Annotated in this window: 24 protein-coding genes and 1 pseudogene; 10 read left to right on the plus strand and 15 right to left on the minus strand. The window is 68.8% G+C overall.

From position 1 onward, the window contains the following. Nucleotide 1: 1 nt before the first annotated feature. A complete protein-coding gene (gene rpe / locus HEP74_RS19430; RefSeq protein ID WP_185814257.1) occupies nt 2–670 on the minus strand; it encodes a ribulose-phosphate 3-epimerase in 669 nt (222 codons plus the stop codon). Between the two features lie 10 nt (nt 671–680). Next, nucleotides 681–1,013: a J domain-containing protein gene (locus tag HEP74_RS19435; protein ID WP_145704749.1), complete on the minus strand. Its 333-nt coding sequence runs from the start codon at nt 1,011–1,013 to the stop codon at nt 681–683. Nucleotides 1,014–1,156: 143 nt separating this feature from the next. On the opposite strand from HEP74_RS19435, the gene HEP74_RS19440 reads away from it, so the two are divergent. Beyond that, nucleotides 1,157–2,083, plus strand: a complete 927-nt coding sequence (locus HEP74_RS19440) for a phosphoribosylaminoimidazolesuccinocarboxamide synthase (protein ID WP_185814258.1) — start codon at nt 1,157–1,159, stop codon at nt 2,081–2,083. Nucleotides 2,084–2,415: 332 nt separating this feature from the next. On the opposite strand, the gene HEP74_RS19445 is transcribed toward HEP74_RS19440, so the two are convergent. The 4 genes from HEP74_RS19445 to HEP74_RS19460 are packed head-to-tail and all read right to left on the minus strand — an operon-like array spanning nt 2,416 to nt 4,877. Then, nucleotides 2,416–3,672 (minus strand): MFS transporter, encoded by a 1,257-nt coding sequence (locus tag HEP74_RS19445; RefSeq protein ID WP_185814259.1) that lies wholly within the window; start codon nt 3,670–3,672, stop codon nt 2,416–2,418. Continuing rightward, nucleotides 3,669–3,977 (minus strand): 4Fe-4S dicluster domain-containing protein, encoded by a 309-nt coding sequence (locus HEP74_RS19450; protein ID WP_221893138.1) that lies wholly within the window; start codon nt 3,975–3,977, stop codon nt 3,669–3,671. The genes HEP74_RS19445 and HEP74_RS19450 overlap by 4 nt, the downstream gene beginning before the upstream one ends. Beyond that, entirely contained in the window at nt 3,974–4,291 is a 318-nt protein-coding gene (locus HEP74_RS19455; RefSeq protein WP_221893139.1) for a hypothetical protein, read from the minus strand. The genes HEP74_RS19450 and HEP74_RS19455 overlap by 4 nt, the downstream gene beginning before the upstream one ends. 4 nt (nt 4,292–4,295) lie before the next feature. Beyond that, nucleotides 4,296–4,877 carry an RNA polymerase sigma factor gene (locus tag HEP74_RS19460; protein ID WP_185814260.1) on the minus strand — a complete coding sequence of 194 codons (582 nt, stop codon included), beginning with the start codon at nt 4,875–4,877 and terminating at the stop codon, nt 4,296–4,298. Between the two features lie 196 nt (nt 4,878–5,073). On the opposite strand from HEP74_RS19460, the gene HEP74_RS19465 reads away from it, so the two are divergent. Then, nucleotides 5,074–5,556, plus strand: coding sequence for an Mpo1 family 2-hydroxy fatty acid dioxygenase (locus tag HEP74_RS19465; protein ID WP_185814261.1), 483 nt, complete (start codon nt 5,074–5,076; stop codon nt 5,554–5,556). 28 nt (nt 5,557–5,584) lie between these two features. Here the strand turns inward: HEP74_RS19465 and HEP74_RS19470 are convergent, their stop codons facing one another. Then, complete coding sequence (locus HEP74_RS19470; RefSeq protein ID WP_255427801.1) at nt 5,585–6,508, minus strand: SDR family oxidoreductase; 924 nt, start codon at nt 6,506–6,508, stop codon at nt 5,585–5,587. Nucleotides 6,509–6,693: 185 nt separating this feature from the next. Between HEP74_RS19470 and HEP74_RS19475 the strand changes: the two genes are divergently transcribed. The 6 genes from HEP74_RS19475 to HEP74_RS19500 are packed head-to-tail and all read left to right on the plus strand — an operon-like array spanning nt 6,694 to nt 12,609. Beyond that, the gene (locus tag HEP74_RS19475) at nt 6,694–9,525 is read left to right on the plus strand and encodes a monovalent cation/H+ antiporter subunit A (RefSeq protein ID WP_185814263.1); all 2,832 of its coding nucleotides are present in this window, start codon (nt 6,694–6,696) and stop codon (nt 9,523–9,525) included. Further along, a complete protein-coding gene (locus tag HEP74_RS19480) occupies nt 9,525–9,884 on the plus strand; it encodes a Na+/H+ antiporter subunit C (RefSeq protein ID WP_185814264.1) in 360 nt (119 codons plus the stop codon). Before HEP74_RS19475 ends, HEP74_RS19480 begins: the two co-directional genes overlap by 1 nt. Continuing rightward, entirely contained in the window at nt 9,881–11,443 is a 1,563-nt protein-coding gene (locus tag HEP74_RS19485; protein ID WP_185814265.1) for a monovalent cation/H+ antiporter subunit D, read from the plus strand. The genes HEP74_RS19480 and HEP74_RS19485 overlap by 4 nt, the downstream gene beginning before the upstream one ends. A 1-nt stretch (nt 11,444) precedes the next feature. After that, nucleotides 11,445–11,945, plus strand: a complete 501-nt coding sequence (locus HEP74_RS19490; RefSeq protein ID WP_185814266.1) for a Na+/H+ antiporter subunit E — start codon at nt 11,445–11,447, stop codon at nt 11,943–11,945. After that, complete coding sequence (locus tag HEP74_RS19495) at nt 11,942–12,226, plus strand: K+/H+ antiporter subunit F (protein ID WP_145704729.1); 285 nt, start codon at nt 11,942–11,944, stop codon at nt 12,224–12,226. Before HEP74_RS19490 ends, HEP74_RS19495 begins: the two co-directional genes overlap by 4 nt. Then, nucleotides 12,223–12,609: a Na+/H+ antiporter subunit G gene (locus HEP74_RS19500; protein WP_185814267.1), complete on the plus strand. Its 387-nt coding sequence runs from the start codon at nt 12,223–12,225 to the stop codon at nt 12,607–12,609. Before HEP74_RS19495 ends, HEP74_RS19500 begins: the two co-directional genes overlap by 4 nt. Nucleotides 12,610–12,710: 101 nt before the next feature. Here HEP74_RS19500 and HEP74_RS19505 read toward each other — a convergent pair whose 3' ends face one another. The 3 genes from HEP74_RS19505 to HEP74_RS19515 form a co-directional block, all read right to left on the minus strand. Continuing rightward, a complete protein-coding gene (locus HEP74_RS19505) occupies nt 12,711–13,661 on the minus strand; it encodes a calcium/sodium antiporter (protein WP_185814268.1) in 951 nt (316 codons plus the stop codon). 265 nt (nt 13,662–13,926) lie between these two features. After that, nucleotides 13,927–14,496, minus strand: a complete 570-nt coding sequence (locus tag HEP74_RS19510) for an imm11 family protein (protein WP_185814269.1) — start codon at nt 14,494–14,496, stop codon at nt 13,927–13,929. A gap of 98 nt (nt 14,497–14,594) precedes the next feature. Further along, nucleotides 14,595–15,254, minus strand: a complete 660-nt coding sequence (locus HEP74_RS19515; protein WP_185814270.1) for a lectin — start codon at nt 15,252–15,254, stop codon at nt 14,595–14,597. A gap of 241 nt (nt 15,255–15,495) precedes the next feature. Here HEP74_RS19515 and HEP74_RS19520 point away from each other — a divergent pair, with 241 nt between their 5' ends. Beyond that, complete coding sequence (locus tag HEP74_RS19520) at nt 15,496–15,999, plus strand: hypothetical protein (protein WP_185814271.1); 504 nt, start codon at nt 15,496–15,498, stop codon at nt 15,997–15,999. A gap of 60 nt (nt 16,000–16,059) precedes the next feature. On the opposite strand, the gene hmgA is transcribed toward HEP74_RS19520, so the two are convergent. The 4 genes and pseudogenes from hmgA to hppD all read right to left on the minus strand — a co-directional run bounded on the left by hmgA (nt 16,060) and on the right by hppD (nt 18,962). Then, nucleotides 16,060–17,358 carry a homogentisate 1,2-dioxygenase gene (hmgA, locus tag HEP74_RS19525; protein WP_185814272.1) on the minus strand — a complete coding sequence of 433 codons (1,299 nt, stop codon included), beginning with the start codon at nt 17,356–17,358 and terminating at the stop codon, nt 16,060–16,062. 18 nt (nt 17,359–17,376) lie between these two features. After that, nucleotides 17,377–17,511: pseudogene (locus HEP74_RS21970) on the minus strand (DUF559 domain-containing protein); the annotation flags it as partial. A gap of 55 nt (nt 17,512–17,566) precedes the next feature. Then, nucleotides 17,567–17,767: an endonuclease domain-containing protein gene (locus HEP74_RS21975; protein WP_255427802.1), complete on the minus strand. Its 201-nt coding sequence runs from the start codon at nt 17,765–17,767 to the stop codon at nt 17,567–17,569. 82 nt (nt 17,768–17,849) lie between these two features. After that, nucleotides 17,850–18,962: a 4-hydroxyphenylpyruvate dioxygenase family protein gene (hppD, locus tag HEP74_RS19535; RefSeq protein ID WP_524540753.1), complete on the minus strand. Its 1,113-nt coding sequence runs from the start codon at nt 18,960–18,962 to the stop codon at nt 17,850–17,852. 134 nt (nt 18,963–19,096) lie between these two features. Here hppD and HEP74_RS19540 point away from each other — a divergent pair, with 134 nt between their 5' ends. Beyond that, nucleotides 19,097–19,585, plus strand: a complete 489-nt coding sequence (locus tag HEP74_RS19540) for a MarR family winged helix-turn-helix transcriptional regulator (protein WP_185814273.1) — start codon at nt 19,097–19,099, stop codon at nt 19,583–19,585. A gap of 183 nt (nt 19,586–19,768) precedes the next feature. Here HEP74_RS19540 and HEP74_RS19545 read toward each other — a convergent pair whose 3' ends face one another. Further along, nucleotides 19,769–20,377 carry a thioredoxin family protein gene (locus HEP74_RS19545; RefSeq protein ID WP_185814274.1) on the minus strand — a complete coding sequence of 203 codons (609 nt, stop codon included), beginning with the start codon at nt 20,375–20,377 and terminating at the stop codon, nt 19,769–19,771. Nucleotides 20,378–20,381 lie beyond the last annotated feature (4 nt).

A 20,381-nucleotide genomic window follows, 5' to 3' on the forward strand; every position in this document is an offset into this window, starting at 1 on the left:
CTCAGCGTGCCTCCACCGCGGCCCGCATCTGCGCGATCACCGCGGCATAGTCGGGCGCGTTGAAGATGGCCGAGCCGGCGACGAAGGTGTCGGCGCCGGCGGCGGCGATCGCGGCGACGTTGTCGGGCTTGACCCCGCCGTCGATCTCCAGCCGGATCGGCTTGCCGCTGGCGTCGATCCTGGCGCGGATCGCGCGCAGCTTGTCCAGCGCCGACGGGATGAAGGCCTGCCCGCCGAAGCCCGGGTTGACCGACATCACCAGCACCAGGTCCAGGTCGTCGAGCACCCAGTCGAGGATGTCCACCGGCGTGGCCGGATTGAGCACCAGCCCGGCCTTGCAGCCGTGCGACTTGATCAGCTGGATCGTGCGGTGCACGTGGCGGCTGGCCTCGGGGTGGAAGCTGATGAGGCTGGCGCCGGCCTCGGCGAAATCCGGGATCAGCCGGTCCACCGGCTCGACCATCAGGTGCACGTCGATCGGCGCGGTGACGCCGTGCTTGCGCAGCGCCTGGCACACCATCGGGCCGATGGTCAGGTTGGGCACGTAATGGTTGTCCATCACGTCGAAATGGATCCAGTCGGCGCCGGCCTTGAGGACGTTGTCCACTTCCTCGCCGAGGCGGGCGAAATCGGCGGAGAGGATGGACGGGGAGATGATGCAGTCGGACATGGCGAAGGTCTCAGCGCTTGCGCAGGGTGCGGATACGGTCGTAGGCGGTGTTGAGCTGGCTGGCCTTCTTCTCGGCCCGCGCACGCAACTCCGGACTGGCGCCGGCGACCTTGTCGGGGTGGTACTGGGAGATCAGCCGGCGGTAGGCCAGCTCGATCTCGGCGTCGGTGGCGTCGCGGCGCACGCCCAGTTCGCGGTAGGGGTCGTCGCGCTGGCCGAGCTTGAACCAGTCAGCATCGAAGGCGTGCCCGACCAGCAGCCCGAGCACCGCGCCGAACACCGGATTGGGCCGGAACAGCAGCGCCCCGGCGATGGCGCCGAGCAGTTTTCCGTACCAGTGCATGGGCGAGGGCGGGCTCGGCGGACAAGGCCTCGCATTTTACGGCACAGCGGGGCTTTCCGGCCGTACACTACGCGGCCCGCTGTCGAGCCGCGGGCCCGCCGGGTCCCGGGACAGCCGCCATTGCGAAGTCCGTAGGAGTGCCTGTGTCCACCACGCTGTTGCAATCCGATCTGCCCGGCCTGCCGTTGCGTCACCGGGGCAAGGTCCGCGACGTATTCGATATCCCCCGCGACCGCCTGCCTGCCGACGCCCCGCCCGGGGACTACCTGCTGATGGTCGCCACCGACCGCCTGTCCGCGTTCGACGTGGTGCTGCCCGACCCGATTCCCGGCAAGGGCGAGATGCTGTGCCAGGTCTCCAACTTCTGGTTCAAGAAGACCGAGCACCTGATGCCCAACCACCTGACCGGCATCGATGTGGCCGCGGTGCTGCCCGCCGGTGTGGACGCGGCGCTGTACGCCCGGCGCGCGGTGGTGACCAAGAAGCTCAAGCCGGTGCCGGTGGAAGCGATCGCCCGCGGCTACCTGATCGGCAGCGGCTGGAAGGACTACCAGCGCACCGGCAAGGTCAGCGGCATCGAGCTGCCCGACGGCCTGCGCCAGGCCGAGAAACTGGCCGAGCCGATCTTCACCCCTTCGACCAAGGCCGCGGTCGGCGACCACGACGAGAACATCGACTTCGACGCGATGGTCAAGACCGTCGGCGCCGAGCTGGCCGAGCGCGTGCGCGACGCCACGCTGCGCATCTACCGCTTCGCCGCCGACTTCGCCGCCGAGCGCGGCATCCTGCTGGCCGACACCAAGTTCGAGTTCGGCACCGACGCCGACGGCCGCCTGTACATCATGGACGAGATGCTGACCCCGGATTCCTCGCGCTACTGGCCGGCCGACGAGTACGAAGTGGGCACCAGCCCGCCGAGCTACGACAAGCAGTTCGTGCGCGACTACCTGGAGACGCTGGACTGGGGCAAGACCGCACCCGGCCCCAGCCTGCCGCAGGACGTGATCGACCGCACCCGCGCCAAGTACGCCGAAGCGCTGCAGCGGCTGGCGGGGATTTCGATCGACTGACGATCCAGCGGACGCGCTGGAACGGTGGGGCCTGGCGTTTCCTGCAGGCCCTCCCGGACGTGCACCCGTACGCGCACTACCGGCGCAGCCTGCAGCCCGCTCCGGTGCATGCAACCTGCACGCTCGCCGTGCAGACGCGGTCCATCCCGCAGAGGCCGCCATGACGCCGTGCGCTCTGCTTCATTCTCCCGTACTGCACGGCCTGGCCTCTGCCGGCGCATTGCTGATGCCGGGCGCATGCGCCGCAGACGATCGCGCCGCGCCGCCGCGCCACGTGCAGCGGTACACCGGCCAGCGCCCAGAGCGCACGGCACCCTGACTGCCGCGGTGCCTCAGCCTGTGGCGGTTCGCGGCATGCTCGACTCGCGCTGCATGTCGCGCTGCAGCCCGCGGAGCAGGAACCAGGCGACCAGGGACACCGCGACCACTACATAGCCGACGACCTCGAAGTGCTGCAGCCTGCCGTCGGCGCCGATGCTGACGATGTGCCCGGCGATCAGCGATGCCAGGCCGCCGGACAGTTGCTGCACGGAGGCGCCGATGGCGTTGAAGGCGCCGCGCTGCGCCACCGACGGCACCGAGGCGGCCAGCGCCTGGAACGGGATCATGCGCGAGAAGATCGCCGCGAACAGCAGCACGTTGACCACGATCAGCAGCGGCAGCGACGCCCGCACCAGGTTGGTGTAGACCAGCACCATGACGATCGAGGCGAGCGTGCCGAAGGTGAACACGCGCAGGATGCCGAAGCTGTCGGTCGCGCGCCCGATCATCGGGCCGAACACGATCGCGCACAGTCCGGTGATCAGGTAGATGGTGGGCAGGCTGTGCAGGTCGATGCCGAGGTTGCCGACGATGAAGGCGCTGCCGAACGGCATCAGCATGAAGCCGCCGATGCTCAACAGCGCGGTCGCCGCGAACGCGGGCAGGTGTCGCGGCACGGCGAAGGTGTGCAGCAGGTGCCGCCATGCGCCGTGTTCGCGCGGCGCATGCAGGTGGTCGGTGACCGGCTGCAGCCGCCAGGCCACGACCAGGCCGGCGAGCAGGCCGAGCCCGGCCATCGCCAGGAACGGCGCATGCCAGTCCCAACGGTTGGACAGGGACAGGCCGATGGGGATGCCCAGCACCTGGCTGGCCGCGAAGGCGGTCTGGATCAGGCCCATCACCCGCCCGCGCTGCTGCGCGGGGAACAGGTCGGCGGCGATGGCCAGCACCACCGAGCCGATCACGCCGCCGAACAGGCCGGTGACGATGCGCGCCAGCAGCAGGCTGTGGAAGCTCTGCGCCAGGCCGCACCACGCGGTGCCGACGATGAAGCCGGCGTAGAAGAACAGCAGGATCCTCTTGCGGTCGAAGCGGTCGGCGAAGCCGGCGGTCAGCAGTCCGGAAATGGCGGCGCTGAACGCATACGCGGAGACCACCAGCCCGAACTGGGCCGGGCCGATGCGCAGCGCCGGCATGATCGTCGCGCCCAGCGGCGACATCAGCATGAAGTCGAGGATGACGGCGAACTGCAGGAACGCCAGCATGCCCGCCACCGCCTTCTGGTAGCCGCTGAAACCCGGCGGGGACGCCGCGGCCGCCGCGCTCATGCCGGCTCCCCGCGGCGCAGCGTGATCGCATGCTCCGGGCAGGCGGCCACGCACAGGCTGCAGCCACGGCAGGCGTCGGCGTTCGGCGCATAGGCCACGCGCATGCCGTGCACGCGCAGCTTGAACCGGTGCAGCAGGCCCAGGCGGCGATAGTCGGGCGCGTCGATGCGGCGCAGTTCGAACACCTGCTCCGGGCACACCGCGACGCACTCGCCCTTGCCCTCGCAGCGCGCCAAGTCGACGCTCGGCCGCACCGCGCCCGGCGCCTGCCGGCACACCGTCATCGCATCGTGCAGTGGCTTCACTGGCGTTCGCCCCGGTGCCGGCGGCGGTGCATGGCGTGCTTGAACTGCTCGCGCTCTTCCGGCGTCATCGCCTGCCATTTCTCCCAGTGGCGGTGCCTGTGCCAGCCACCGTGCCCGCGGAATCCGCCGAACAGAATGCGGCTGAGCACCAGCAATCCCAGCGCATGCGGATAGTCGATCGGGTTCGCGCCACTCACTGCCACTGGCACGACCGCATTCCACAGCAGCATGACCACCGCGCCGAGGACGGCCAGCGCCGCCAGCACGAACACCGCCTTGCCCAGATATCTCGCTTTGAATGCCATCTTGTTCACTCCTTCAGAATTCGAGTTCGTCGTAAGCCGTTTGCAGGCGCGCGCGCAGGTAAAGCACGGCGTAGCGCTTGCGCGCCAACAAGGTGTTGATCGCGACGCCGCTGTCGGCGGCCATCTGCTTGAAACTGCGGCCCTCGAACTCGTGGGCCACGAACACCTCGCTCTGGTTTTCCGGCAATTCGTCCAGCGCCTGCTGCAAGGCCAGCAGCAAGCGCGTGCGCGCATAGGCGGCGTCCGGCCCGCCGCCAGGCGCCGGCAGCGCCAGATCCAGGCGTAGCGTGTCGTCGTCGTCGGCAACGTCGGCGCCCTCGTCGAGATGTCTGTCCGGCGGCTGCGCCCGGCGCTTGCGGAAGCGGTCGATGATGCGGTTGCGCGCGACCTGGAACAGCCAGGCGCTGGCCTGCTCGATCGGCGCGGGAAGCCGGTAGGCCTGCACGAACTCGGAGAGCACATCCTGCAGGATGTCCTCGGCCTCGGCGCGGTCGAGCACGCGACGGCGGATGAAGTTGCCGAGCCTGGAGCGCTCGCGCAGGACCGTCGCGGCGATGGCGCGGTCGGTCTCGGGCGCTGGATTCGATGGGCTCATGCTGTTGCAGACGTGACAGCGCGGTCGATATTGTGCCGACGATGGGCTTTTTTTGCGTTGTGCCGATTCGACCGCCGCACGATGGCCCGACGGAGGCCAACAGACACGGCCCAGGCAAGCGCCTGCGCCGGCGCGGCCGCTGTCTCCGCATCGCCGCGCCGATGGCGCTATCCTGGCCCGACTCCTGGGAGGGACGATGGATACCACCGCCTACGCGCGCCCGATCGACCGCTATTTCGCCAGCTATTCCGACGATCACCGCAATGTCGCCAACCAGCGCATCCATGTGCTGGCGGTACCGGCGATCCTGTGGTCGGTGGTGGCGCTGCTGTGGTGCATCCCGGTCGGCGGCAGCTGGTTCCAGAGCGGGCTGTGGGCGGCACTGGGCATGTTCGCGGCGTGGATGTTCTACAACCGGCTGTCGCGGCCGCTGGGCTACGGCATGCTGGCCGCGTTCTTCTTCTGCGGTTGCCTGTGCCGGCTGCTGGAGGCGCGGCTGGGCCTGCACGGCCTGCTGTGGCTGGCCATCGGCGTGTTCGTGGCGGCCTGGATCGCGCAGTTCGTCGGGCACAAGCTGGAAGGCCACAAGCCCAGCTTCCTGACCGACCTGGTGTACCTGCTGATCGGGCCGGCGTGGGTGCTGGCCAAGCTCTATCGGCGCATGGGCTGGCGCTACTGAACCTGCCGCCGGGCCTGCCGCCTGCGCCTCAGCGCGGCTCGCCCAGCATCGCCGCATCCGGGGCGAAGGCGCGCGGCGCGTAGCCGAAATCGCGCTGCGCCGGCGCCAGATCGAACACCAGGTCCTCGCCCATGCGCTGCAGCGCGGCGCGGTTCATGCCGCGCAGGCGGCCGCCGGCATGGGCGATGCGCAGGGCCAGCGCGAACACGGCATGCGGCAGCGACAGCAGCCGCGCCGGCGGCTGCAGCGCGGCCAGCACCCGCCGCACCATCTCGCGGTAGCTGAGCACTTCGCCGCCGCCCAGCGCATAGCTGCGGCCATGCGTGGCCGGATGCGCCAGCACCGCCAGCGCCGCATCGGCCAGGTCCTGCACATGCACCGGCTGGCGCAGGCCGCGCGCGCTGCGCGGCAGCACGAACCAGCCGCTGCGCCGCGCCAGCGTGGCGATCGCGCTCAGCGTGCGGTCGCGGCCGGCGCCGTAGACGAGCGTCGGGCGCAGCACGGTCACCGCGGCGCCGCGTTCGGCCGCAGCGGCGAACAGGGCGGCCTCGGCCTCGCGCAGGCGCCGGGCGACGTCGCGTTCGGCGGCGTCCAGCGAATCGCGCTTGACCTCCAGGCTGGTGGAACCGAACGCGACCACGCGCGAAGCGCGCAACGGCGTGCGCCGGTACCAGTCGGCGAACGCATCCAGCGGGCCGCAGCTGAAGATCGCCTCGGCCTGCACCGGCGGCGCCTGCAGCTGGCTCAATTCGCCCAGATGCCAGTGCAGGCCGTCGCGCGGCGCTTGCGGCGTGCGCGAGAACGCATGCACCTGCCAGCCGGCGGCCAGCAGGCCGTGCAGCAGGCGCTCGCCGATCTGGCCGCTGCCGCCGAACAGCAGCGCCACGCGCGCTCCCGTCGTGGGCGTAAGCGCCGGGGAGGCGGCAGCGGTGACAGGAGGCGCATCGGTCATCGCGCAAGCATAGCGAGCGCACGCCGCCACGCCCAATCCCGTGGCCGCCGCGCGCTCGCAAGCGCCTCACCCGGCCTGCGCTATCGTGCAGCGATGACCTTGCATGCGCCGACCACCATCGCAGGCCAGCGCCGGGAAGCGCCTGTTACACTCAGGCACCTGCTCGCGAATCTCGTATTCCCTGCATGATCCCCGTTCTGGACATCCTGCTGGCCTTGCCATTCCTGATGGCGGCGGCCGTCATCGCCCTGCGCCACCGTTCGCGCGCCACGCTGGCCTGGGTCGCCGCGGCGGCGCCGTTGGCCGGGCTGATCGTGCTCGGCACGCTGACCCCGACCGTGCTCGGCGGCGGCATCGTGCGCGCCGACCACGCCTGGCTGCCGCAGATCGGACTGCAGTTCTCGCTGCGCCTGGACGGGCTGGCGTGGATGTTCGCCGGGCTGGTGCTGGCGATCGGCGCGCTGGTGGTGATGTACGCGCACTACTACCTCAGCGCGCGCGAGAACGCGGCGCGCTTCTACGGCTACCTGCTGCTGTTCATGGGCGCGATGCTGGGCATGGTGATCGCCGGCAATCTGCTGTTGCTGATGGTGTTCTGGGAACTGACCAGCATCAGCTCGTTCCTGCTGATCGGGTTCTGGTCGCATCGCAAGGATGCGCGCGACGGAGCGCGCATGGCGCTGGTGATCACCGGCGGCGGCGGCCTGGCGCTGCTCGGCGGCGTGCTGCTGCTGGGGCGCATCGTCGGCAGCTACCAGCTCGATGCGGTGCTCGCCGCCGGCGATGCGATCCGCGCCAGCGCGCTGTATCCGTGGGCGCTGGGGCTGATCCTGCTCGGCATCTTCACCAAGAGCGCGCAGTTCCCGTTCCATTTCTGGCTGCCGCATGCAATGGCCGCGCCGACGCCGGTGTCGGCGTATCTGCACTCGGCGACGATGGTCAAGGCCGGCGTATTCCTGCTGGCGCGGCTGCATCCGGCGCTGGCCGGCAGCGACCTGTTCTTCTACACGGTCAGCGGCATCGGCGCGGTCACCCTGCTGGCCGGCGCCTGGCTGGCGATCTTCCAGCACGACCTGAAAGGCCTGCTCGCGTATTCGACGATCTCGCACCTGGGCCTGATCACCATGCTGTTCGGGCTGTCCACGCCGATGGCGGTGGTGGCCGGGGTGTTCCACATCCTCAACCACGCGGTGTTCAAGGCCTCGCTGTTCATGGCCGCCGGCATCATCGACCACGAGACGCATACCCGCGACATGCGCCGGCTCGGCAACCTGCGCCGCTGGATGCCGTTCACCAGCGCGCTGGCGATCATCGCCTCGCTGTCGATGGCCGGCATCCCGCTGCTCAACGGCTTCCTGTCGAAAGAGATGTTCTTCGCGCAGGCGCTGGATGCCGGCGGCCCGGCGGCGATGCGCGTGTTCACCGCCACCGCGGCGCTGCTGGCCGGCGTGTTCGGCGTCGCCTACAGTCTGCGCTTCGTCTACGAGACGTTTTTCGGCAGCGGGCCGCGGCAGCTGGAGGCGATGCCGCACGAGCCGCCGCGCTGGATGAGAATCCCGGTGGACATCCTGGTGCTGCTGTGCGTGGCGGTCGGCGTGATACCGGCGCTGACCGTGGCGCCGGTGCTGCGCACCGCCGCGCGCTCGATCCTCGGCGACGCGCTGCCCGCCTACAGCCTGGCGGTGTGGCACGGCTGGAACGCGCCGCTGGCGATGAGCTTCGCCGGCGTGGTCGGCGGCGTGGCGCTGTATTTCGGCCTGCGCCGGCTGACCGCGCTGTATACCGAAGTGCGCCGCTCGCTGGGCAAGCGCGTGTTCCACTGGCAGGTGGACGCGCTATTCGGCATCGCCGCGCGCTTCACCCGCCTGCTGACCAACGGCAGCCTGCAGCGCAGCCTGCGCTGGCTGCTGCTGAGCGCGGTGGTGGTCGCGGCGGCGCCGTTCGTCGCCGCGCCGCCGCTGTGGAGCCAGTGGCCGGCGCCGCAGCCGATGCCGCTGCTGGGCTGGGCGCTGTGGCTGCTGATCGTCAGCTGCGCGCTGGCGACGCTGTTTTTGTACCGGCAGCGGCTGCTGGCGGTGCTGGTGATCGGCGGCAGCGGCCTGGGCGTGAGCCTGGTGTTCGTGTTCCTGTCGGCGCCGGACCTGGCGCTGACCCAATTGCTGGTGGAGATGGTCACCCTGGTGCTGATGCTGCTGGCGATGAACTACCTGCCCAAGGCCTCGCCGGTGGAGCCGCAGCGCTGGCGCAAGCTGCGCGATGCGGCGCTGGCGATCGCCGCCGGCACCGGCATGGCCTTGCTGGCGTATTCGGTGATGACCCGGCCGGCGGCGACGATGGCCGGCGAGCTGTTGCAGCGCGCGCTGCCGCAGGCCTATGGGCGCAACGTGGTCAACGTGATCCTGGTCGATTTCCGCGGTTTCGATACGTTCGGCGAGATCACCGTGTTCGGCATCGCCGCGCTGGTGGTGCACGCGCTGCTGCGGCGCGCGCGGATGGCGCCGGAAAAAGTGATGCCGGGGCCGCCGATCAAGCTGCCGGTGCCGGCCGACCTGGCGCAGCTGATGTTCCCGCTGACCCTCACCGTGTCGATCTTCCTGTTCCTGCGCGGCCACAACGCGCCCGGCGGCGGCTTCATCGCCGGCCTGGTGCTGGCGGTGCCGCTGCTGATCCAGTACGTGATCCAGGGCGCGGCCTCGGTGGAATCGCGCTTCGGCTTCGACTACATCCGCTGCATCGGCCTGGGCCTGTTGCTGGCCGCGCTCAGCGGCATGGCCTCGATGCTGTTCGGGGTGCCGTTCCTGACCAGCGGCCACTACGACCTCTACGTGCCGCTGATCGGCGACATCCCGCTGGCCAGCGCGCTGGGCTTCGATACCGGCGTGTACCTGGTCGTGTTCGGCGGCACCATGCTGACCTTGTCGATGATGGGCACGATCAAACCCTCGCGCACGCGCGAGTCGCAGCGCGGCGAGATCGATCCGGCGCAACGTTCGGCCCGTACCGGGGAGATGCGCTGATGGAACTGGCATTGGCGAGCGCGATCGGCGTGCTGACCGCGGTCGGCGTGTACCTGCTGCTGCGCGCGCGCAGCTTCGACGTGATCCTGGGCATGACCGTGCTGTCCTATGCCACCAACCTGCTGATCTTCGCTGGCGGGCGGCTGGTGCAAGGCAAGGCGCCGGTACTGCGCGACGGCGTCGCGCCGACCCTGGCCGACTACACCGACCCGCTGCCGCAGGCGCTGGTACTGACCGCGATCGTGATCGCCTTCGCGATGACCGCGGTCAGCATCGTGCTGGCGATGCGCAGCCGCGGCGACAACCGCAGCGACCACGTCGATGCGCGCGTCGATCACGACGGCGGCAGCGCGCTATGAACCATCTGGTGATCCTGCCGATCCTGATCCCGCTGCTGGGCGCGGCCCTGTCGCTGTTCGTGGAGCACCGCCGCTACGGGCGCCACGTGCGCCGCGCGGTGGCCTGGACCGCGATGGCGGCGCTGGCGGCGGCGGTGATCGTGCTGTTCGTGCGCGCCGGCGACGGCCAGGTGCAGGTCTACCTGCTCGGCGACTGGCCGTCGCGGCTGGGCATCGCGCTGATGGCTGACCGCCTGTCGGCGTGGATGCTGTTGACCACCACCCTGCTCGCCGCGGCCTGCCTGCTGCACGCCTGCGCCGGTTGGGACCGGCGCGCGCCGCACTTCCATGCGCTGTTCCAGTTCCAGCTGGTCGGGCTCAACGGCGCGTTCCTGACCGGCGACGCGTTCAACCTGTTCGTGTTCTTCGAGGTGATGCTGATTGCCTCCTACGGCCTGCTGCTCAGCGGCGGGCGCGGCCTGCGCCTGCGCGTGGGCTTCCACTACGTGGTGTTCAACGTCACCTCCTCCACGTTGTTCCTGATCGCCCTGGGTCTGCTGTACGCGCTGCTCGGCTCGTTGAACATGGCCGAGCTGTCGCAGCGCATCGCGCAGGCGCCGCCGGAGAACCTGCGCCTGATCAAGGCCAGCTTCGGCCTGTTGCTGCTGGTGTTCTGCGCCAAGGCCGCGCTGCTGCCACTGTACCTGTGGCTGCCGGAAACCTATGCGCGCGCGCCGGCGCCGGTGGCGGCGCTGTTCGTGATCATGACCAAGGTCGGGCTGTACGCGGTGCTGCGGGTGAGCACGCTGATCCTGGGCAACCAGGCGCAGGCGTTGGACGGCTACGGCCGCGATTGGCTGCTGTGGCTGGGCATCGGCACGCTGCTGCTGGCCGCGCTCGGGGTGCTGGCCGCGGTGCGCCTGCGGGTGCTGGTCGGCTACCTGGTGATCGTGTCGGCGGCGACGCTGTTCATCGCTTTCGCGCTGGACGCGCCGGGCACGCTCGGCGCCGGCCTGTACTACCTGGCGCACAGCAGCTTCGTCGCCGCGGCGCTGTTCCTGGTCGCCGACCTGATCCGGCGACGCCGCGGCGACGCCAGCGACCGCAAGGAAGTGATCGCTCCGCTGCCGGGCAAGACCGTGCCCGGCGTGCTGTTCCTGATCGCCGCGGTGTCGGTGGCGGGGTTGCCGCCGCTGTCCGGATTCCTGGCCAAGGTCGCGATCCTCAGTGCAACGCCCGCAGCCAACGCCGGCCCGGTGTGGGCCGCAGTGCTGCTCAGCAGCCTGATGGTGATCATGGGCCTGACCCGCGCCGGCGTGCGCCTGTTCTGGCGCGTGCCGGGCGACCAGCGCATCGACGATGACAGCCTAGAACAGCTGCCGCTGCCGCAGCCGCGCAAGGCGCGCGCACGGCCGCTGGAAACCGCCGCGACGCTGCTGCTGCTCGGCTACGGCGTGGCGATGACGGTCGCCGCCGGGCCGACGCTGCGCTATACCGAGGCGGCCGCGGCGCAGTTGCTGCGTCCGGCCGATTACGCCACCCAGCTGCGCGCGACCGCGCCAGCGCTGCGGGAGCCCTGACATGCGCCGTCCCTGGTTGCGCCGCCTGTTTCCGTCCTGGCCGCTGAGCGTCACCGTCACCGTGTTCTGGCTGTTGATGAGCGACAGCTTCGGCCTGGGTCAGCTGCTGCTGGGCGCGGTGCTGGGCGTGGCGGTGCCGCTGTTCGCCGCGCGCCTGGACCGCGAGTTCGCGCGCATCGGCTCGCTGCGCTCGGTGCCGAAGATGCTGTGCGTGGTCGCCTGGGACATCGTGCGCTCCAACGTGGTGGTGGCGCTGCAGGTGCTGGGCCCGGAATCGCGGATCCACCCCGGCTTCATCTGGGTGCCGCTGGACATCGCCAATATCCATGGCATCGCCGCGCTGACCAGCATGATCACGCTGACCCCGGGCACGGTGTCGGCGGCGCTGTCGGACGACCGCAAATACCTGTTGGTGCACGTGCTGCACCTGGACGATGCCGAGACCGTGATCCGGCAGATCAAGACGCGCTACGAAGCGCCCCTGATGGAGATCTTCCCATGACCGGCCACATGTTCATCGAGGGCACCATCGCCGTATGCATGCACGTGGTGGCATTAGCGATGCTGCTGGCGCTGTGGCGGCTGCTGCGCGGACCGACCGTGCCCGACCGCATCCTGGCGCTGGATACGCTGTCGGTGACCGCGATCGCCGAGCTGATGCTGTTCGGCATGTACCTGGATTCGCCTGTGTACTTCGAAGCGGCGCTGGTCATCGCCATGCTCGGCTTCGGCAGCACCGTGGTGCTGAGCAAGTACGTGCTGCGCCGGGACATCGTCGAATGATCGGGCTGCTGCAGGTCGGGCTGTCGCTGCTGCTGATCGTCGGCTGCTTCTTCATCCTGCTCGGCGCGCTGGGGCTGGTGAAGCTGTCGGACTTCTTCAAGCGCCTGCACGCGCCGACCAAGGCCAGCACCCTGGGCGTGGGCTGCGTGCTGCTGGCCTCGGTCGGCTACCACCTGTTCCTGGGCCAGGACCCGCAACCGCGCGAACTGCTGATCACCGCGTTCCTGTTCATCACCGCGCCGATCAGCGCGCACATGATGGCCAAGGCGGCGCTGTCGCTGATGATGGAACAGCGGCCGCAGGTACCCGACAGCCGCGACCATGCCGACCAGGAAGGGCTGCCGCCGCCAGCGCAGCAGGACGACGAGGGCACAGCCCTGTAGGAGCGGCTTCAGCCGCGACCGGACCTTACCGGTAACGCCCGGTCGCGGCTGAAGCCGCTCCTACAGGTGGCAGCGTCTGCATGGCGGGCTCCAGCCGCGTCTCACCCCACCAGCACCACTTCCAGCCCGACCCAGGCCAGGAACGCGACCAGCAGCACCGCGCCTTCGCCGCGGCTGATGCGCATGTCGCCGCGCAGCATCGGATACAGCACCACGCTCAGCGCCACCGCCGCCGGCAGCTCCAGGCGCACGAACGAGGCCGGCAACGGTAGCGGGCGCAACGCCGCCATGCCGCCGATCACCACCAGCAGATTGAACAGGCTGGAGCCGAGCACATGCCCGACCACCATGTCGCCCTGCCCGCGGCGCGCGGCGGCGATCGCGGCGGCGGCTTCCGGCAGCGCGGTGCCGATCGCCACCGGCAACAGGCCAACCAGCAGCGGCGACAGGCCCCAGGCGGCGCCGAGCCGCGGCGCCGCATCGACCACGAGCTTGGCGCCGAAATACAGCAGCACGATCGCGATCAGCAGACGCAGCAGGTTCAGGCCGAGCGCGGTGCGGGTCACCGCATAGCCGGACAGGCCGAGCTGGCGCGCCGCATCCTCGCCGCGGGCGCGGCGCAGCAGGAACACCACCACGCCGACGAAGCCCAGCAACAGCAGCACGCCTTCCAGTCGCGAGATCGCCCCATCCAGGCCGAATCCGATCAGCGCCAGCGTCGCTACCGCCAGCACCAGCAGCAATGGCGCCAGCATCCGCGTGCGCACCAGCAGCGGTGCCGCCAACGCGGCCAAGGCCAGGGTCAGGCCGAGGTTGGCGATGTTGCTGCCGACCGCATTGCCCAGCGCCAGGTCCTGCGCGCCGACCATGTAGGCGCGCGCATTGACCGCCAGTTCCGGCAACGAGGTCCCGAACGCCACCAGCAGCAGGCCGGCGACGAACGGTGAGGCACCGAAGCGTTGCGCCAGCCCCGACGCCGCCTTGACGATCGAGTCGCCGCCCAAGGCCAGCAGCAGCAGTCCCACCAGCACCAAGCCGATCGCGCTCGCCATCGCCCATCCCCTCGCCATTACGATGCGCGATTCTATGCGCAGCGCGGATGATGTAGCTGTCATCGTGGCGACCGGGCGGGAAACGGCTGGCTGGCCAGGCGGGTTTCGTCAGCGGAACCGGGTGCCGGCGGCGTGGATCGCGACCGCCACCGCTGCACCCGCAAAAGCCTGCGGATCGGCGAGCCGGTGCAGATCGCGGCCGAGTTCCTGAAGGAAACAAAAAGGGCGACGAGACCCTTTTATCAACGAACTCGCCCCACTTGTCTCACACCCGAATACCGTTGGAGCAGTCCACAAATCGCAAGCCTCCAAGCCCGGACGCCTCGCATTGCTGCTTTAGCTGCTGGGAAACGAAAATGCGCTGCGAGCTTTCCTTGGCCCGGACGATGTGGTGACCAGCCAAAGCCGCAGGCGGCAGACTCTGAAGCGTTGAGAATCTCAGTGGCCCATCAGGCATAAAGCCGAACATGGGGGCATGCTGGGAGTGTTCGAGGTCGATGCAGGGCAACGTCTGGATCACATTGAAGACGTAGAAGCCCTCCAGCCTTTCCTCTTTGAGGTAGACGTCGGCTGGAAACAATTGGACGTCATCAGGATATTGGCGCAACACCTCAGCCGTTGCCTGGCTGACGAATTCGAGCGTGTCGCTTTGGAGGAGATCGAACGCCAGCAAGCGTGACCTGCTTACTTTCTTGTTGTTTCTGAAGGTCGGAGTGGCAGCAATCGTCGATTGCGTTTCGCCACTGATGAACAGCAGGTGGTCGGGCGAGAGCTTCTGGTCGTATTTGAACCAGAAAATTTCCGAGTAGCTCTCGCTGATGTCCAATAGGTACATGGCATTCCCTGCAGCGACCTGCACGAGTTGATCTTTATGCAGCGGGCATGCCCAGTACGTAACTGCCCTGCGCGCTGACAACCGGCTTGACGCCCGCGCTAGCCGCAGCCTTCGACGTAGTCCACCTGCGGCGGCAGGCCGACGCGCCAAGAGGTCGCTTTGCCCGCGGCGTCGGTCTCGAACACCAGCACGCCAGGGTGGTCTGCACCGCTGCGGATACGCAGCACCTTGCCGCCTTCGACGTATTTGTGCGGCTGCTCTTCCACGCGTCCGGCGTACAGCGTGCGCAATTGCGCCAGGTCCATGCCGACCTTGCCGCCGCCCGGCGCGGTTTCCTTGGCGGTGCGCACGTCGTAGCGGACCAGCTTGTCGGCCTCGAACATCAGGCCGAAGTCGTTGCTGCCCTTGACCCAGCGCGGCCTGAGGACGTAGCAGCCGCCCGCTTCGCCGGGCTGCCCATCGAGTTCACCGCCCCAGGACGCGCGCGCCTGCGCCGCGCTCACGCCCAGGCGCAGGTCGCCATAGCCGTCGTCGCGAGCCAGCTGGCGCTCGGCCGGGGCCATCTCCGGCGGCATCGCCGCCGCGGGGGCCTGCGCCGGGGGCACGTCGGTGTCGGGCTGATCCAGCGCCGGCGGCGGCAGGCCGCCGTCGTCCGCCGTGCCGGCCGCAGGGGTCGAAGTCGGTTGCGGCGGCGGCGCCTTGTCGCAGGCGCTCAGCGCGAACAGCAGCAATGCAGCGGCAGGCAGGGTCGGCTTCATCGCAGTTCCTCGCAAGAGCAGCGCATAGGCTAGCGCGCGCGCCGTGCGCATGCACTGACTGGCGTTGCGGAATCGCGATGCAGGCCCGTCATCTCATCGCCATCGCTCGCAGTGGCAGTGGCTGCGTCAGAGCCCCATCGCGTCGCGCCGTACGAACTCGCCTCCAACAGGCGACGCGCACCGCCTGTCATCAGTGTTTCACCGCCGACCGCCAAGCTTCTTCCCTTCCGGCACCACTGCCATGCACCCGCGCAAGACCGCCCTCGCCCTCGCGGCACTGCAATCCCACGCCGCGCCGCTGGACATGCGCCAGCGCCGTGTCCTGATCCTGGCCGACGGCCAACGCAGCGTCGAGGAACTGGCCGCGCTGGGCGGCAGCAATGCCGCGGCGATCGTGCAGGCGCTGTTGCAGCAGGGCTATCTGGACGACGGCCGCGTCGCCGCCCCGCCGCCGGCTGCAGCACCGCCAGCGCCAGCCGTCGCGGCGCCCGTGGATCCGCGCCGCGCGCTGCTCAACGCGCGCATGTACCTGCTGGATCTGCTGCAACTGCAGCGTCACCCCGCCTCGCGTCCGCTGCAGCAGCGGTTGCGCGAGGCGCGCGAGGATGTCGCCACGCTGCAGGCGATCGCCGACGCGCTGCGCGCGATGCCGGAGATGACCTCCGAGCGCTATGCGCAGCGCATCCGCGAGCGCCTGCTGGAAGTGCTGCCGACGCCGCTGCACGCCTCGCTGGAAGCGGCCTGAGCCCGCTGCCGTAGGTGCTGCCCCTGGGCGGCGCGGGCTGGATGCCGCGCGCCGCGGCGCTCAGGGCGCGCGGAAATTGCGCCGCAAACCCTGCCAGCACTGTTGGTAATCGCGCTGGCGATGCGCAGCCGCCAACGCCTGCGCGGTCGGGCGCAGCACCGCGCGGGTCTCGAACATGAAGGCCATGGTGTCGGCGATCACGTCCGGCCGCGACAGGTCCGCCTGCGAGGCCTTGTCGAAGGTCGCCGCGTCCGGGCCATGCCCGCTCATGCAGTTATGCAGCGAGGCGCCGCCGGGCGCGAAGCCTTCGGCCTTGGCGTCGTAGACGCCGTGCACCAGGCCCATGAATTCGCTGGCCACGTTGCGGTGGAACCACGGCGGCCGGAACGTGTGCTGCGCCACCAGCCAGCGCGGCGGGAAGATCGCAAAATCCAGGTTGGCGGTGCCCGGCGTATCGCTGGGCGCGGTGAGCACGGTGAAGATGCTCGGGTCGGGGTGATCGAAGCTGATCGAGCCGATCGTGTTGAAGCGGCGCAGATCGTACTTGTACGGCGCGTAGTTGCCGTGCCAGGCGACCACGTCCAGCGGCGAATGCGCGATCGGCGCCTGCCACAGATGGCCCTGGAACTTGGCGATCAGCGCAAAGTCGCCTTCCTCTTCCTCGTAGGCGGCCACCGGGGTGAGGAAATCGCGCGGATTGGCCAGCCCGTTGGCGCCGATCGGCCCCAGGTCGGGCAAGCGCAGCAGCGCGCCGAAGTTCTCGCACACGTAGCCGCGCGCCTCTCCGTCGAGCAGCGCGACGCGGAAGCGCACGCCGCGCGGGATCACCGCGATCTCCTGCGGTTCCAGCTCCAGCGTTCCCAGTTCGGTGCACAGCTGCAGCCGCCCGAGTTGCGGCACGATCAGCAGTTCGGCGTCGGCGTCGTAGAAGAAGCGGCCTTGCATCGACGCGTTGGCCGCGTACAGATGCACCGCCACGCCGTGCTGCGCCTCGGCCGAGCCGTTGCCGGCCATGGTGTACAGGCCATCGACGAAATCCACCGGGGTCTGTGGCAGCGGCAACGGACTCCAGCGCAGTTGGTCCGGCGACACCGGCCCGGCATTGAAGTCGTTGTGGAAATCGCCGGCCTGGGTGTACGCGGCAAAGCTGCCGTGCAGCGCCGCCGGGCGGATCCGGTACAACCAGCTGCGCCGGTTGACGCCGCGCGGCGCGGTGAACGCGGTGCCCGACAGTTGCTCGGCGTACAGGCCATGGGCCACGCGCTGCGGCGAATTCTGCCCGACCGGCAACGCGCCTGGCACGGCTTCGGTGGCGAATTCGTTGCCGAAGCCGGACATGTAGCGATCATTGTCATGCATGCACTTAGGCCTTCGAAATCAAGCCCCTCTCCCATCGGGAGAGGGGTTGGGGTGAGGGTACGGCGCCGCCGTAACGTGGCAAATTGCCTGGATCACTGCATCCGTCGACAGCAGCACATCGTTGTTCCAGAAGCGGACGACTCGCCATCCTTGCGACTCAAGCCAACGTGTTCTTGTGGCATCGCCAGGCGCGCTATGTTGCGAGCCATCAAGCGACGATCAACTTCAACGCCACACAGCAAAAATCAGCGACATAGGGAGGAATGGGATATTGGCGCCGGAACTTGAAGCCTTGCAACTGGCCGCCTCTCAGGCAACTCCACAGTTTGTGTTCGGCGTCGGTCATGGTCCGGCGCAGCAGGCGTGCGTTTTCCAGTGTTGAGGTGGGGAGCGGCGGTTTGACTCTCATTGAGCCACCGTACCCTCACCCCAACCCCTCTCCCGATGGGAGAGGGGCTCAAGCGCTTATCGGCATCCGCCGCAGTATCGCGTCAGAGCACGCCGCGCTTCATCTGGTCGCGCTCGATGCTCTCGAACAGCGCCTGGAAGTTGCCTTCGCCGAAGCCTTCGTTGCCCTTGCGCTGGATGATCTCGAAGAAGATCGGGCCGATGCAGTTCTGGGTGAAGATCTGCAGCAGCTTGCGCTGCTTGGTCTCCTGATCGGCATCGATCAGGATCTTGTTCCTGGCCAGCCGCGCCACGTCTTCGCCGTGGTCGGGAATGCGCTGGTCGATCACTTCGAAGTACGCGTCCGGGGTATCCAGGAACTCCACGCCGGCCGCGCGCATCCGCTCCACGGTTTCGTAGATGTCGTCGGTGAAGCAGGCGATGTGCTGGATGCCTTCGCCGTGGTAGGCGTCCAGGTATTCGTTGATCTGACTCTTCGGATCGGATGATTCGTTGAGCGGGATCCGCACCACGCCGTCCGGCGCGGTCATCGCCTTGGAGGTCAGCCCGGTCTTGGCGCCCTTGATGTCGAAGTAGCGGATCTCGCGGAAGTTGAACAGGCGCTCGTAGTAGTCCGACCAGCGCTGCATGTTGCCGAAGTACAGGTTGTGGGTCAGGTGGTCGATGAAGGTCAGGCCGAAGCCGGCCGGATGCGGCTCGGCGCCCGGCACCGGCTCGAACTCGGCGTAGACCGAACCCTTTTCGCCATAGCGGTCGACCAGGTACAGCATGCAGTCGCCGATGCCCTTGACCACCGGCGCCGGCACCGCGCGGGTGTCGGCCTTGTCGGCGATGGCTTCGCCGCCGTTCTCCAGCACCTTGGCGAAGACCTCGTCGGCCGGATGCCGGAAGCGGATCGCGAAACCGCAGGCGCAGGGACCATGCGCGGCGGCGAAGTCGGCGGCGAACGAATCCGGGTCCTCGTTGACCAGGAAGTTGACCCCGCCCTGCCGGTACACGGTGATCGCGCGGCTACGATGGCGCAGCACCGCGCTGAAGCCCATGCTGCGGAAATAGGCGTGCAACCGCTCGCCCTGCCCGGCTGGCGCGGCGAACTCGACGAACTCGAAGCCGTCGATGCCCATCGGGTTCTCGAAGGTGGTGACCTGCATGCCCAGGTTGGCCGGCTGGGACGGATACTGCGGTTGTGCACTCATGGCTCGTCTCCTGGAGGACGCGGGCAGCGGCCGACCGAAATTTCGGATGCGGATGGACGCCAGACTCGCGAGAATGGACAGTAGTCTCCTCCGTTATAGTTACAAATGAAACCACCAGCAAGGTGCAATGCAACATGACGTCGATCGCTTCCGCCGCCCCGCCCGCTCCCGAGCAGCCTTCGCTCGACCTGGAGCAGTTCCTGCCTTACCGCATCAGCGTGCTGTCCAACCGGATCAGCAGCAATATCGCCCGCGTCTACGGCGAGCGCTACGGCATGGCGGTGACCGAATGGCGGGTGATGGCGGTGCTGGCGCTGTACCCGGGGCTGTCGGCCGGCGAGGTATCCGAGCGCACCGCGATGGACAAGGTGGCGGTGAGCCGCGCGGTGGCACGCTTGCTGGAACGCGGCTTCATCCAGCGCGAGACCCATGGCGACGACCGCCGCCGCTCGGTGCTGCACCTGTCCGAGGCAGGGGTGGAGGTCTACCAGGTGATCGCGCCGATGGTGCTGGAATGCGAGCGCCGCCTGCTGGCGCCGTTCAGCGAGGAAGAGCAGCGCGTGCTGAACCGGCTGATCGACCGCCTGGCGGCCGAGGGGCTGCCGAGCATGACCGGCAAGTGAGGCGCAGCGCCCGTTCGCAGCGGGCGTGGCGCCGATGCGGCGCTGCCGGAATGCACCATGCGCGCCGCAAGGCCATGTCCCTGTAGGAGCGGCTTCAGCCGCGACAGGCTCTATCGGTAAAGCCTGTCGCGGCTGAAGCCGCTCCTACAGGATCGAGCGACTTTCAGCAGTCTGCCGCTGCGCTCAGGTCTTCGGCGGCGCCCACTGCTTGAGGAAGTCGAAGAACTTCTTGCGGTCGTAGCCCTTGCCCTTTTCCAGCTCGCCGGTGAACTGCGAGTGCAGCAGCTTGCCGTCGGCATCGAGCACCAGCAGGTGCGGATAGGCCTCGATCTTCGGGTACTGGGCCAGGAACGCCTCGTTCTTGTTGTCGTCGCTGTAGTTGACCTTGACCCACACGTAGTTGGCGTCGCGGAAACTGCGCACCTCGGCGTCGCCCTCGATGAACTCGTCGAGGATGTGGCACCACGAACACCACTCGCCGCCCACGTCGAGCAGGATGCGCTTGCCGCCGCGCTTGGCTTCCACTTCGGCCGTTTCCAGGTCGTTGGCCGGATCGCGGTTCGGATCGAACTGCGCGCCCAACGCCGCCGCGGCGGCCACGTCGGCAGCGGCGGGCGTGTTGCCCGAGGCCACCGGCTGGTTCGGATCGGCCACCGGCGGCTTCTGCACCGAGGTGTCCAGCGGCTTGGCCGGCACCTGTTCCGGTTCCGGCGCAGGCGCCTTGTTGCAGCCGCCCAGGGCCAGCATCAGCGCCGCCGCGCTGCCTATCGTCTTGATCGTCTTGTTCGACATTGCG

Origin of the sequence: Xanthomonas sp. SS (assembly GCF_014236835.1) — a bacterium.
Lineage (GTDB): Bacteria > Pseudomonadota > Gammaproteobacteria > Xanthomonadales > Xanthomonadaceae > Xanthomonas_A.